Origin of the sequence: Pseudomonas huaxiensis (assembly GCF_003231275.1) — a bacterium.
GTDB lineage: Bacteria > Pseudomonadota > Gammaproteobacteria > Pseudomonadales > Pseudomonadaceae > Aquipseudomonas > Aquipseudomonas huaxiensis.
The window spans coordinates 26,673-39,242 of the sequence record NZ_QKVL01000005.1; the positions used below are offsets into that span (position 1 = coordinate 26,673).

Annotated in this window: 10 protein-coding genes and 1 pseudogene; 8 read left to right on the forward strand and 3 right to left on the reverse strand. The window is 62.3% G+C overall.

Features of this window, described 5'->3' with window-relative positions; genetic code table 11:
* The first annotated feature begins 293 nt into the window (after positions 1-293).
* Positions 294-1,079, forward strand: coding sequence for an outer membrane protein OmpK (locus tag DM374_RS08040; RefSeq protein ID WP_110969392.1), 786 nt, complete (start codon positions 294-296; stop codon positions 1,077-1,079).
* A gap of 60 nt (positions 1,080-1,139) precedes the next feature.
* Here DM374_RS08040 and DM374_RS08045 read toward each other — a convergent pair whose 3' ends face one another.
* Positions 1,140-2,411: an RHS repeat-associated core domain-containing protein gene (locus DM374_RS08045; RefSeq protein WP_225422458.1), complete on the reverse strand. Its 1,272-nt coding sequence runs from the start codon at positions 2,409-2,411 to the stop codon at positions 1,140-1,142.
* A 32-nt stretch (positions 2,412-2,443) separates the two neighbouring features.
* Here DM374_RS08045 and DM374_RS08050 point away from each other — a divergent pair.
* Positions 2,444-3,316 (forward strand): annotated as a pseudogene (locus tag DM374_RS08050) (LTA synthase family protein); the annotation flags it as partial.
* A gap of 151 nt (positions 3,317-3,467) precedes the next feature.
* Here DM374_RS08050 and DM374_RS08055 read toward each other — a convergent pair.
* Positions 3,468-4,376 carry a DUF808 domain-containing protein gene (locus tag DM374_RS08055; RefSeq protein ID WP_110969394.1) on the reverse strand — a complete coding sequence of 303 codons (909 nt, stop codon included), beginning with the start codon at positions 4,374-4,376 and terminating at the stop codon, positions 3,468-3,470.
* A gap of 177 nt (positions 4,377-4,553) precedes the next feature.
* Here DM374_RS08055 and DM374_RS08060 point away from each other — a divergent pair, with 177 nt between their 5' ends.
* Positions 4,554-5,162: a TetR/AcrR family transcriptional regulator gene (locus tag DM374_RS08060; protein WP_110969563.1), complete on the forward strand. Its 609-nt coding sequence runs from the start codon at positions 4,554-4,556 to the stop codon at positions 5,160-5,162.
* Between the two features lie 65 nt (positions 5,163-5,227).
* Here the strand turns inward: DM374_RS08060 and DM374_RS08065 are convergent, their stop codons facing one another.
* The gene (locus DM374_RS08065) at positions 5,228-5,668 is read right to left on the reverse strand and encodes a GlcG/HbpS family heme-binding protein (RefSeq protein WP_110969395.1); all 441 of its coding nucleotides are present in this window, start codon (positions 5,666-5,668) and stop codon (positions 5,228-5,230) included.
* A 255-nt stretch (positions 5,669-5,923) separates the two neighbouring features.
* On the opposite strand from DM374_RS08065, the gene gcl reads away from it, so the two are divergent.
* From gcl to pyk, 5 genes are all read left to right on the forward strand, one after another.
* Positions 5,924-7,699: a glyoxylate carboligase gene (gcl, locus tag DM374_RS08070; RefSeq protein WP_095157018.1), complete on the forward strand. Its 1,776-nt coding sequence runs from the start codon at positions 5,924-5,926 to the stop codon at positions 7,697-7,699.
* 57 nt (positions 7,700-7,756) lie between these two features.
* On the forward strand, positions 7,757-8,539 hold the full coding sequence (hyi, locus tag DM374_RS08075) for a hydroxypyruvate isomerase (RefSeq protein ID WP_095157017.1): 783 nt from the start codon (positions 7,757-7,759) through the stop codon (positions 8,537-8,539).
* Between the two features lie 160 nt (positions 8,540-8,699).
* Positions 8,700-9,593: a 2-hydroxy-3-oxopropionate reductase gene (locus DM374_RS08080; RefSeq protein WP_110969396.1), complete on the forward strand. Its 894-nt coding sequence runs from the start codon at positions 8,700-8,702 to the stop codon at positions 9,591-9,593.
* Between the two features lie 162 nt (positions 9,594-9,755).
* Positions 9,756-11,036 (forward strand): glycerate kinase type-2 family protein, encoded by a 1,281-nt coding sequence (locus tag DM374_RS08085; RefSeq protein WP_110969397.1) that lies wholly within the window; start codon positions 9,756-9,758, stop codon positions 11,034-11,036.
* The gene (gene pyk / locus DM374_RS08090; protein WP_110969398.1) at positions 11,026-12,441 is read left to right on the forward strand and encodes a pyruvate kinase; all 1,416 of its coding nucleotides are present in this window, start codon (positions 11,026-11,028) and stop codon (positions 12,439-12,441) included. The genes DM374_RS08085 and pyk overlap by 11 nt, the downstream gene beginning before the upstream one ends.
* Positions 12,442-12,570: the final 129 nt, after the last annotated feature.

Consider the following 12,570-nt stretch of genomic DNA (forward strand, 5'->3'; position numbering starts at 1 on the left):
GCCAGTAACCTGCGCGCCCCCTCGACCGGGGCGGAAGGATTTCGCCCCCGTTTACTGACCGCTCAGTCAATGAATACGGGCGGTTGGTAAATGTAAGCGCCAACAGTCGTAACCGCTTTGAACTGTTCAGAAAGACGTCGAGCAGGATTGCTGCACCCTTCCGGAAAGACGGGGCCAGCGCTTGCCCTTTTTTCGTGGGCGATCGCAAAAACCTGACCCGGAAGGCAACTCGATCAACCCGACGACGCCAGCTCAAGAGCGTCGCTAACAGAATCAATCAAGGGAGCAACCCGATGCGCTTTACCAACAGCCTGATCCTCGCAGGTGGCCTGCTGGCCGCCAGCTCCGCCATGGCCGGCGACCTGTTGCAATGGCAGAACAACAGCCTGACCTACCTGTACGGCAAGGATTTCGCGGTCAACCCGGAAATCCAGCAGACCTTCACTTTCGAGCACGCCGATGCCTGGAAGTACGGTGACAACTTCCTGTTCATCGACAAGATCTTCTACAACGGCAAAAAAGACGGCAGCAACGGCCCGAACACCTACTATGGCGAGTTCAGCCCGCGCCTGTCGTTCGGCAAGATCTTCGACCAGAAGCTGTCGTTCGGCCCGGTCAAGGACGTGCTGCTGGCCATGACCTACGAGTTCGGCGAGGGTGACACCGAGTCCTACCTGATCGGCCCGGGCTTCGACCTGGACATCCCCGGCTTCGACTACTTCCAGTTGAACTTCTACCAGCGCAACACCGAAGGCAGCCGCGCCGGCGACAACGTCTGGCAGATCACTCCGGCGTGGGCCTACACCATCCCCGTGGGCAAGTCCGACATCCTCATCGACGGCTTCATGGACTGGGTCGTCGACAACGACGAAACCAAGAAGCGCGGCACCTACCACGCCAACCTGCACTTCAACCCGCAGATCAAGTACGACCTCGGCAAGGCGCTGGACCTGGGTGAGAAACAGCTCTACGTCGGTATCGAATACGACTACTGGAAAGACAAGTACGGCATCGAAAACAGCTCTGGTTTCGACACCAACCAGAACACCGCCAGCCTGCTGGTGAAAGTGCACTTTTAAGTAAATGCCCCACGGGGTTCCAGGCTCCCGTAGGTGGCCTGGAACCCTACGGCAACCGTTTCAGGCCACCGATGAGCGTCTGCCAGGGCGCACGCTTCCCCAATTCCCCTCGCCGAAAAGTGCTGTCTCGTACCCACCAAAGGACATCTGGCTCAAGTCCCGCGTTTGCGGCCTATCACTCGGCATCGCCCGTCGATGGCCATAGAACGCCCCCGCTGGAAGCCTTGGTGCGTCTTGTAGCAATCTTTGCTCGCCGAGGGTCGCTCTTATCATCGAAGGCCCCGTCATGAACATGGTCAGCTTCATACGGGAAAAAAGTCCTTCTCCCGCCTTGTGGCGCTTGGTTGTCCAGGCAACCTCCGGCAAGTGTTCATTCTTGCTCGAAGCCGGCGAATACTCGTGGACCACCTGCTTCAGCAACCTGCGTGTCGTTTCCGTGCCCGACACCGCCGCCAGCACCGCATTGGAAATAGAGCGACGTTCGGCATGAACGAGAAAATCACTGCTCCCCTCACCAAGGTCGATCGCGCCGCCCACCGCTACGTCCATGTCCATGTACATCCCGCCGTAGGCATGGAGCACCGCCAGACGAAACACGTCACTGGCTGCAGCATGGTTCTGATAGGCGCCATTGCTTTCACGCAGGAAGATCCCATGGAGTTTCTCCGCCTCGACCCCAGCGGATTCGCGTAATGCAGAGAAGACTTCTGCCGGATCACGCCGTTTGAGGTGCTTGCCGTGGGTGGCCGCAAGATCACGCTGCATGGCATCCATGCTCTGTTCCATCCTGATGAACGAGCTTTCCAGTTGCATCGGTCTGGTCACCCACATGTTCACCTGCCACTCGGGGTTGAGCTCCTGGAACATCAGCACGTTGTACAGGTACTCTGGCGGGATGGAACTTCCTCCCCAATAGAAATGCGCCTCACTGGGTATCGCCTCCCCGCCATCCCGATCCCGCAAACTCAACGGATTGTTCCTCACCATGCGAAACAGGTTCAGGCCATCCACCTCGCCAAGCGGGTCCGGGTTGATCCAGCGCGACAACCATGGCGCGTAGTATCGCAGGCCGAAGTAATACAGCCCCGTGGCATCGCGCTCCTTGCCGGAAAAACGCCGGCTCTTGTAGCCCGCCTGCACCGCATTGCTTCCCGCCCAGATTGCCGTGCCGCCGAAGGGATAGAAGACTTCGCTGGTCAACAGGCGCGCTTGACCGTCGAACTCCAGGGCAACCGAGCCGAGGTGATCGTCGACCTGATAGCGGACCTGATCGTTCGGCACCTGCTCCGGCCGCCCGGCCGTCCAGCGCAGAACCCGCGCCTGCGCACCCACCACAACCACCTGACGCTGCTCACCGGTGGCACCTGAGCGAGGTCGGTTACGACAGCGTGTTCGTGTATGGCGGTCGCGGCTACTTCGACAACATGAACGCCTTCTTCAGCGGCAACGGCTATCGGGTCGTCGACCAGACCAGCGTCGACGAAAGCGATATCAGCTTCAAGAACGCCTGGGGCATGTCCGACGAAGACCTCTACCGGCAAGCGGTGAAACTGGCTGACGCCGATCACGCCAATCAGGTGCCGTTCTTCCTGCAACTGATGACCACCTCCAACCACCGCCCTTACACCTATCCGGACGGCAGGATCGACATTCCGTCAGGTAATGGCCGCGACGGAGCGGTGAAATATACCGACTACGCCATCGGCCAATTCCTCGCCGAAGCCCGGAAAAAACCGTGGTTCGACAACACTCTGTTCATCTTCGTCGCCGACCACACTGCCGGCAGCGCGGGCAAGGAAGACCTGCCGGTGCAGAACTACCAGATCCCGCTGTTCATTTATGGACCGAAGCTGATCGAGGCCCGCGAGGAAGGCAAGCTGGCCAGCCAGATCGACCTGGCGCCGACCCTGCTCGGGCTGCTGAACATGAGCTACACCTCGACGTTCTTTGGCCGCAACCTGCTGCTGGAAGACAACCTGCCGCCGCGGGTGCTGATCGGCAACTACCAGCACCTGGGCCTGTTCGACGGCCAGGACCTGGCGATTCTCAGCCCGCGTGGCGGCCTGCGTTTGCACCAACAGGCGCTGGGTGAAAGCCATGAAGTCGCGAGCGACGCGGACAATCCGCTGATCAAGCGAGCCATCGCCTACTACGAAAGTGCCAGCTACGGCTTCAAGCAGCGCCTGCTGGACTGGGTGCCGGAGAACCACACACCGCAGACGGCCGCGACGCCTTGAAGAAATGAAAACGGCCGAGCCCTTCGCGAGCAAGCTCGCTCCTACAGAGGCGTGATGAACCTGTAGGAGCGAGCTTGTCGGGGCGCCGAACCGTCGCGAAGGACCGCAATTGTTTTAACTGACTGGCACTGGCCATGTCGGTGGGCGAACCTCAGGCCTTCACCGCCCGCCAGACCTTGCTCGCCCCACCGACCACCGCCAGCACCAACGCGCCGGCGACGATACCGACCACGCCGCTGAGCAGCGCCGACGTCAAGCCACCACCACGGCCTTCGCTGAAGCCCTGGATCGCATGATGCAGCGGCTCGATGCCATGCACCAGAATCCCGCCCCCGACCAGGAACATCGCGGCCGTGCCCACCACCGACAGCGCCTTCATCAACCACGGCGCCGAATGCAGGATGCCGCGGCCGATCGTTTTGCCGATGCCTTTGGAGGTGTTGGTCAACCACAGGCCGAGGTCATCGAGCTTGACGATCCCCGCCACCAGCCCGTAGACACCCACGGTCATCACCACGGCGATGCCCGAGAGCACGATGATCTGCTGGGTCAACGGTGCGCCGGCGACCGTGCCGAGGGTGATGGCGATGATCTCTGCGGACAGGATGAAATCCGTGCGGATCGCGCCTTTGATCTTGTCTTTCTCATAGGCCACCAGGTCCACCGCCGGGTTGGCCGCGGCTTCGCTCAAGGCAGTGTGCTCGGCGTGCTTTTCGTCAGCGCCATGGAGGAACTTGTGGGCGAGTTTCTCGAAACCCTCGAAACAGAGGTAGGCACCGCCGATCATCAACAGCGGCGTGACCGCCCATGGAATGAACGCGCTGATCAGCAGCGCCGCCGGCACCAGGATCAGCTTGTTGACGAAGGAACCCTTGGCGACCGCCCACACCACCGGAATTTCCCGCTCCGCCTTTACGCCCGTGACCTGCTGGGCATTGAGCGCCAGGTCGTCGCCCAATACACCGGCCGTTTTCTTGGCCGCTACTTTGGTCATCACGGAAACGTCATCGAGTACTGCCGCGATATCGTCGATCAGTAGAAGAAGGCTGCTTCCTGCCATTTGCATGTATCTCGCGTAAAGAATAGTTACAGAAGGATAGCCGCTTGCCGCTTGCGATACACCTGCGAACCGCTTGGGACGCCGCCTTGAGCCCCCCGCGAGCCCGGTGCTACCATGCGCCACCGCCTGCCCGGGCCTGCCGCGGTGCGGGCCGAGACCAAGGAACAGCGCCAAACCATGAGCAGCATTCGCGAGCGCAACAAAGAACTGATCCTGCGTGCGGCCAGTGAAGAATTCGCCGACAAGGGTTTCGCCGCCACCAAGACCAGCGACATCGCGGCCAAGGCCGGCTTGCCCAAGCCCAACGTCTACTACTACTTCAAGTCCAAGGAAAACCTCTACCGCGAGGTGCTCGAAAGCATCATCGAGCCGATCATGCAGGCGTCGACCCCGTTCAACGCCGAGGGTGATCCGGAGGAAGTGCTCAGCGCCTATATCCGCTCCAAAGTGCGGATCTCCCGGGATCTACCGTTTGCGTCGAAGGTATTTGCCAGCGAGATCATGCATGGCGCGCCGCACCTGAGTACGCGGCAGGTGGAGCAACTGAACGTCCAGGCCCGGCACAACATCGCCTGCATCCAGCGCTGGATCGACCACGGCCAGATCGCCCCGGTAGACCCGCATCACCTGATGTTCAGCATCTGGGCGGCGACCCAGACCTACGCTGATTTCGACTGGCAGATTTCGGTGGTGACCGGCAAGGCCAAGCTCGATGACAGTGACTACGAGGCGGCGGCGCAGACCATCATTCGGCTGGTGTTGAAAGGATGTGCGCCGGACAATTGATGTCCGGTTCGAAGGCCTCATCGCCGGCAAGCGATGAGGCCCGTAATCACACCACAGAACTCAAATCAGGCCGCAACCCCGGCATCAGCCCGCAGCCCCACCTCTTCGATCGCACTGATCGCACACTGCTCGTCGATATCCGACGTATCGCCACTGATCCCGATCGCCCCCAGCACCACGCCCGCCTCATTACGAATCAGCACGCCACCCGGCGCCGGTACCACCGGGCTCTGACCCAGGCCATTGAGCGCGGCGAAGAACGCCGGGCGCTGCTGCGCGTCCAGCGCCAGTAAACGCGAGCCCTTGCCCAGGGCGATCGCGCCCCACGCCTTGCCCATCGCCACCTGCGGACGCAGCAGGCTGGCGCCGTCCTCGCGCTGCAACGCCAGCAGGTGGCCGCCAGCATCCAGCACCACCACGGTCAACGGCGCGGCGGAAATCTTGCGACCCGCTGCCAGCGCGCCATTCACCAGGCTGACAGCAACTTTCAAGCTCAATGCGTTCATGAAACGGTCCTCTTTTTGTTAGAAGCCCAGGCGGGCAAGTGAAAACTGATAGAACAAATAGAACACAATGGTGAATATTTTTGTATACAATATTTTCCACATCACGCCCCTGATCGTCGCCAAAGCCTTTTTTACGGCATTTCGACGAAAGCACAGACCGCCGATGAAAATGGATTGACCAGCACTGCGTCCCATGAATAAACTCTGGCAAAAAGCAGTTTGTATACAATTACAAAATCAATGAGGCACAAAACAATGAGCAAAATGAGAGCAATCGATGCAGCCGTTCTGGTGATGCGCCGTGAAGGTGTGGACACCGCGTTTGGCATTCCTGGTGCAGCGATCAACCCGCTGTACTCGGCGCTGAAGAAAGTCGGTGGTATCGATCACGTCCTCGCTCGCCACGTTGAAGGCGCCTCGCACATGGCCGAGGGCTACACCCGCACCAAGGCCGGCAACATCGGCGTGTGCATCGGCACCTCGGGCCCAGCCGGCACCGACATGGTCACCGGTCTGTACAGTGCCTCCGCCGACTCCATCCCGATTCTCTGCATCACTGGCCAAGCGCCGCGCGCTCGCCTGCATAAAGAAGATTTCCAGGCCGTCGACATCACCAGCATCGTCAAGCCGGTGACCAAGTGGGCGACCACCGTTCTGGAACCGGGCCAAGTGCCTTACGCCTTCCAGAAAGCCTTCTACGAAATGCGCACCGGCCGTCCAGGCCCTGTGCTGATCGACCTGCCGTTCGACGTGCAAATGGCCGAAATCGAATTCGACATCGATGCCTACGAGCCGCTGGCAATCCACAAGCCTGCCGCTACCCGCGTCCAGGCCGAGAAAGCCCTCGCACTGCTGAATGACGCCGAGCGCCCACTGCTGGTTGCCGGTGGCGGCATCATCAACGCCGACGCCAGCGAAAAACTGGTCGAGTTCGCTGAACTGACCGGCGTACCGGTCGTTCCGACCCTGATGGGCTGGGGCACCATCCCTGACGATCACGAACTGATGGTCGGCATGGTTGGTCTGCAGACTTCGCACCGCTACGGCAACGCCACGATGCTGAAATCCGACCTGGTGTTCGGTATCGGCAACCGCTGGGCCAACCGTCACACCGGTTCCGTGGACGTCTACACCGAAGGCCGCACCTTCATCCACGTCGACATCGAACCGACCCAGATCGGCCGCGTGTTCACCCCGGACCTGGGCATCGTTTCCGACGCTGGCGCCGCACTGGACGTGTTCCTGGAAGTGGCCCGCGAGTGGAAAGCTGCCGGCAAGCTGAAGTGCCGCGGCGAATGGCTGAAAGACTGCCAGGCGCGCAAATCCAGCCTGCAACGCAAGACCAACTTCGACAACGTGCCGGTCAAGCCGCAGCGCGTTTACCAGGAAATGAACGAGGTGTTCGGCAAGGACACCACCTACGTCAGCACCATCGGTCTGTCGCAGATCGCCGGCGCGCAATTCCTGCACGTGTACAAGCCACGTCACTGGATCAACTGTGGCCAGGCCGGCCCGCTGGGCTGGACCATTCCGGCTGCGCTGGGCGTGGTCAAGGCCGATCCGACCCGCAAGGTCGTGGCACTGTCGGGCGACTATGACTTCCAGTTCATGATCGAAGAACTGGCAGTGGGCGCGCAGTTCAAACTGCCGTACGTCCACGTGCTGGTGAACAACGCCTACCTCGGCCTGATCCGCCAGGCGCAGCGTGGCTTCGAGATGGATTACTGTGTTCAACTGGCGTTCGAGAACATCAACTCGCCTGACCTGAACGGCTACGGCGTCGATCACGTTGCCGTGGTCGAAGGCCTGGGTTGCAAGGCCCTGCGCGTGTTCAAGCCGGAAGAAATCGCCCCTGCCCTGCTCAAGGCGCAGAAGCTGGCCGAAGAGCACCGCGTGCCGGTGGTGGTCGAGGTGATTCTCGAACGCGTCACCAACATTTCCATGGGTACCGAAATCAACGCGGTCAACGAATTCGAAGACCTGGCACTGGTCGGCAACGACGCGCCAACCGCGATTTCGCTGCTCGACTGATCGTCTGTGCGGCCCCGCCCTTCACGGCGCGGGGCCCATCCCAGCAAGGAGACCACCATGCCACGCTTTGCCGCCAACCTGTCCATGCTGTTCACCGAACAGGACTTCCTGGCCCGTTTCAAGGCCGCCGCCGACGCGGGTTTCAGCGGGGTCGAATACCTCTTCCCTTACGACTACAGCTCGACCGAGATCAAGCAACTGCTCGACGCTCACGGCCTGACCCAGGTGCTGTTCAACCTGCCGGCCGGCGACTGGGCCAAGGGTGACCGCGGTATCGCCTGCGACCCGGCCCGGGTCGAGGAATTCCGCGCTGGTGTCGACCTCGCCATCGCCTACGCCAAGGTCCTGGGCAACACCCAGGTCAACGCCCTGGCCGGCATCCGCCCGCAAGGCCCGGACTGCGCCACCGTACGCAAGACCTTCGTCGAGAACCTGCGCTTCGCCGCCGACAAGCTGAAGGCCGCCGGTATCAAGCTGGTCATGGAAATGATCAACACCCGCGACATCCCGGGTTTCTACCTGAACACCACCAAACAAGCCCTGGAAATCCAGGCTGAAGTGGGCAGCGACAACCTGTTCCTGCAGTACGACATCTACCACATGCAAATCATGGAAGGTGACCTGGCCCGTACCGTTGAAACCAACCTGGCCAAGATCAACCACATCCAGCTGGCCGACAACCCGGGCCGCCACGAGCCGGGCACTGGCGAGATCAACTACCGCTTCCTGTTCGAGCACCTGGACCGCATCGGTTACCAGGGCTGGGTTGGCGCGGAGTACAAGCCCAAGACCACCACCGAAGAAGGTCTGGGCTGGCTGAAGACGCATAACGCTATCTGAAAACGGAAATACCCCCATCACCGTAGGAGCGAGCTTGCTCGCGATGACCTAAGCCGCGCCGACACCGGCGCCGGCTTCATCGCCTTCGCGAGCAAGCTCGCTCCTACGGGATGCGCGGCGCACCGGATCAGAACTCAACAAATAAAAGAGGCAAATTCTCATGGCTAAAATCGGTTTCATCGGCACCGGCATCATGGGCCGCCCAATGGCGCAGAATCTGCAGAAAGCGGGTCACAGTCTGTTCCTGTCCACCCACCACGACGTCGCGCCAGCCGAGCTGATCGCCGCCGGTGCCGTGGCCCTGGCCAATCCGAAGGAAGTGGCCCAGGAAGCCGAATTCATCATCGTCATGGTGCCCGATACCCCACAGGTCGAAGCCGTCCTGTTCGGTGAAAACGGCGTCGCCGAAGGCGTTGGCCCGAACAAGGTCGTGATCGACATGAGCTCGATCTCGCCTACCGCCACCAAAGCCTTCGCCGAGAAGATCAAGGCCACTGGCGCTGCCTACCTCGACGCACCGGTTTCCGGCGGCGAAGTCGGTGCCAAGGCGGCGACCCTGAGCATCATGGTCGGCGGTTGCCCGAACGCCTTCGAACGCACCCTGCCGCTGTTCCAGGCCGTGGGCAAGAACATCACCCGCGTCGGTGGCAATGGTGATGGCCAGACCGCCAAGGTCGCCAACCAGATCATCGTTGCACTTAACATCCAGGCCGTTGCCGAAGCCCTGCTGTTCGCCTCCAAGAACGGCGCCGATCCAGCCAAGGTGCGTGAAGCACTGATGGGCGGCTTCGCGTCCTCGAAGATCCTCGAAGTGCACGGCGAGCGCATGATCAAAGGCACCTTCGATCCAGGCTTCCGCATCAGCCTGCACCAGAAAGACCTGAACCTGGCCCTGCAAGGCGCCAAGGAACTGAACATCAACCTGCCCAACACCTCCAACGCCCAGCAAGTGTTCAGCACCTGCGCGGCCATCGGTGGTGCCAACTGGGACCACTCGGCGCTGATCAAAGGCCTGGAACACATGGCCAACTTCTCGATCCGCGGCGACAAGTAAGCAAGAGCTGCACGCCGCGCGGCGAAGGGGCCGCGCATCGTTCCCTTCCACCCGCGTGGCTGGCAGTTGCAACAGCGCAACACCGCCCCTGGTTCAGCCTGCACGGAGGCCGTTCCAGGGGCGTTTTCGATTTTGAAGAACAATAAGATTTGGGAGCCTGAGATGTCGGTCGATCCGCAACAATTTCTCCGCGACCTGTTCGCAACGGCCATCGACGCCGCGCACCCGCGGCAGGTCCTTGAAGCACACCTGCCCGCCGACCGCACCGGTCGCGTCATCGTCATCGGCGCCGGCAAGGCCGCAGCGGCCATGGCCGAAGTGGTCGAACGTACCTGGCAAGGCGAAGTCCGCGGCCTGGTCGTGACCCGTTATGGCCACGGCGCTAGCTGCTCGAAGATCGAAGTGGTCGAAGCCGCCCACCCGGTCCCCGACGCCGCCGGCCTCGCCGTCGCCAAGCGCGTGCTGGAAATGGTCAGTGGCCTCAGCGCCGACGACCGGGTGATCTTCCTGCTGTCCGGCGGCGGTTCCGCGCTGCTCGCCCTGCCCGCCGAGGGCCTGACCCTGGCGGACAAGCAACAGATCAACAAAGCCCTGCTCAAGTCCGGCGCCACCATCGGCGAGATGAACTGCGTGCGCAAGCACCTCTCGGCGATCAAGGGCGGTCGTCTGGCCAAGGCCTGCTGGCCGGCCACTATCTATACCTACGCGATTTCCGATGTGCCGGGCGACCTCGCCACGGTCATCGCCTCCGGCCCCACCGTGGCCGACCCGAGCACCTCGGCCGAAGCGCTGGCGATCCTCAAGCGCTACAACATCGATGCGCCACAAGCGGTGATCGACTGGCTGAACAACCCTGCCTCGGAAACCGTCAAGGCCGATGATCCGGCCCTGGCCCGCAGCCATTTCCAACTGATCGCCCGGCCCCAGCAGTCGCTCGAAGCCGCTGCGGTGAAAGCCCGCCAAGCCGGCTTCAGCCCGCTGATCCTCGGCGACCTGGAAGGCGAGTCGCGGGAAGTGGCCAAGGTCCACGCCGGTATCGCCCGCCAGGTGGTGCTGCATGGTCAGCCGCTGCCGGCGCCTTGCGTGATTCTGTCTGGCGGTGAAACCACCGTGACCGTGCGTGGCAATGGCCGCGGCGGACGCAACGCCGAATTCCTGCTGAGCCTCACCGAAAGCCTCAAGGGCCTGCCGGGCGTCTACGCCCTGGCCGGTGACACCGACGGCATCGACGGCTCGGAAGACAACGCCGGCGCCATCATGACCCCGGACAGCTACGCCCGCGCCCAGGCCCTGGGCCTGTCGGCATCGGACGAGTTGGACAACAACAACGGCTACGGCTACTTCGCCGCGCTCGACGGGTTGATCGTCACCGAACCGACCCGCACCAACGTCAACGACTTCCGCGCCATCCTCATCCTTGAGACCGCTCAACATGACGCCTGACAAAAAAGCCAAGATTCTCGCCACCCTGGGTCCAGCGACCAAAGGCATCGACGACATCCGCCAACTGGTCGAGGCCGGGGTCAACATCTTCCGCCTCAACTTCAGCCACGGCGAGCATGCCGACCACGCGATGCGCTACCAGTGGATCCGCGAGGTGGAAAGCCAGCTCAACTACCCGCTGGGCATCCTGATGGACCTGCAAGGTCCGAAACTGCGCGTCGGCCGTCTGGCCGAGGGCAAGGTGCAACTGCAGCGCGGCCAGGCCCTGCGCCTGGACCTCGACCCGACGCCGGGTAACGGCCAGCGCGTCAACCTGCCCCACCCGGAAATCATCGCCGCGCTGGAGCCGGGCATGGACCTGCTGGTGGACGACGGGCGTCTGCGCCTGCGCGTGACCGCCAAGCACGTCGATGCCATCGACACCACCGTGCTCAACGGCGGCGAACTGTCCGACCGCAAGGGCGTCAACGTTCCGCAGGCGGTGCTGGACCTCAGCCCGCTGACCCCAAAGGATCGCCGCGACCTGACCTTCGGCCTGGAACTGGGTGTGGACTGGGTGGCGCTGTCGTTCGTGCAACGCCCTGAAGACATCATCGAAGCGCGCCAGTTGATCGGCGACCGCGCCTTCCTCATGGCCAAGATCGAGAAGCCTTCGGCCGTGACCAAACTACGCGAGATCGCCGAGCTGAGCGACGCGATCATGGTTGCCCGCGGTGACCTGGGCGTGGAAGTGCCGGCCGAAAGCGTGCCGCAGATCCAGAAGAACATCATCGCCACCTGCCGCCAGCTCGGCCGTCCGGTGGTGGTGGCAACGCAGATGCTCGAATCGATGCGCTTCTCCCCGGCGCCGACCCGCGCGGAAGTCACCGACGTCGCCAACGCCATCGGTGAAGGCGCTGATGCGGTGATGCTCTCGGCGGAAACCGCCTCCGGCGAATACCCGCTCGAAGCGGTGCAGATGATGAGCAAGATCATCCGCCAGGTCGAAGGTGGTCCGGACTACCAGACCCAGCTCGACGTCGGCCGGCCAAAGGCCGAAGCCACGGTTTCCGATGCCATCAGCTGCGCCATCCGCCGTATCAGCGGGATCCTGCCGGTGGCGGTGCTGGTCAACTACAGCGAGTCGGGCAACTCGACCCTGCGCACCTCGCGCGAGCGGCCACGGGCACCGATCCTCAACCTGACGCCGAACCTCATCACCGCTCGCCGCCTGAGCGTGGTCTGGGGCGTGCATTCGGTGGTCAACGATCGCCTGCGCCAGGTCGACGAAGTGTGCTCCACCGCACTGGAAATCGCCCAGGCCCAGGGCATGGCCAACCGTGGCGACACGTTGCTGATCACCGCCGGTGTGCCTTTTGGCCAGCCGGGATCGACTAACTCGCTGCGTATCGAAACCCTGCTTTGACGTTTTCGCGGGACAAGCCTGCGACCGCCGATTCATCCGCGTGAATCTGTGGCTGCGGGCTTGCTCCGCGATCCAGAGCGCTAAAAAAGAAATACCCCTAAACCGTGGGACAAGACCCGCCCAAAGAGG

Excerpts from the sequence above, each read along its gene's own strand:
- hyi (WP_095157017.1), top strand. The coding sequence starts at position 7,757 with ATGCCACGCTTTGCCGCCAACCTGTCCATGCTGTTCACCGAACAGGAC.
- DM374_RS08080 (WP_110969396.1), top strand. The coding sequence starts at position 8,700 with ATGGCTAAAATCGGTTTCATCGGCACCGGCATCATGGGCCGCCCAATG.
- DM374_RS08065 (WP_110969395.1), bottom strand. The coding sequence starts at position 5,668 with ATGAACGCATTGAGCTTGAAAGTTGCTGTCAGCCTGGTGAATGGCGCG.
- DM374_RS08055 (WP_110969394.1), bottom strand. The coding sequence starts at position 4,376 with ATGGCAGGAAGCAGCCTTCTTCTACTGATCGACGATATCGCGGCAGTA.
- DM374_RS08040 (WP_110969392.1), top strand. The coding sequence starts at position 294 with ATGCGCTTTACCAACAGCCTGATCCTCGCAGGTGGCCTGCTGGCCGCC.
- pyk (WP_110969398.1), top strand. The coding sequence starts at position 11,026 with ATGACGCCTGACAAAAAAGCCAAGATTCTCGCCACCCTGGGTCCAGCG.
- DM374_RS08085 (WP_110969397.1), top strand. The coding sequence starts at position 9,756 with ATGTCGGTCGATCCGCAACAATTTCTCCGCGACCTGTTCGCAACGGCC.
- DM374_RS08060 (WP_110969563.1), top strand. The coding sequence starts at position 4,554 with ATGAGCAGCATTCGCGAGCGCAACAAAGAACTGATCCTGCGTGCGGCC.
- gcl (WP_095157018.1), top strand. The coding sequence starts at position 5,924 with ATGAGCAAAATGAGAGCAATCGATGCAGCCGTTCTGGTGATGCGCCGT.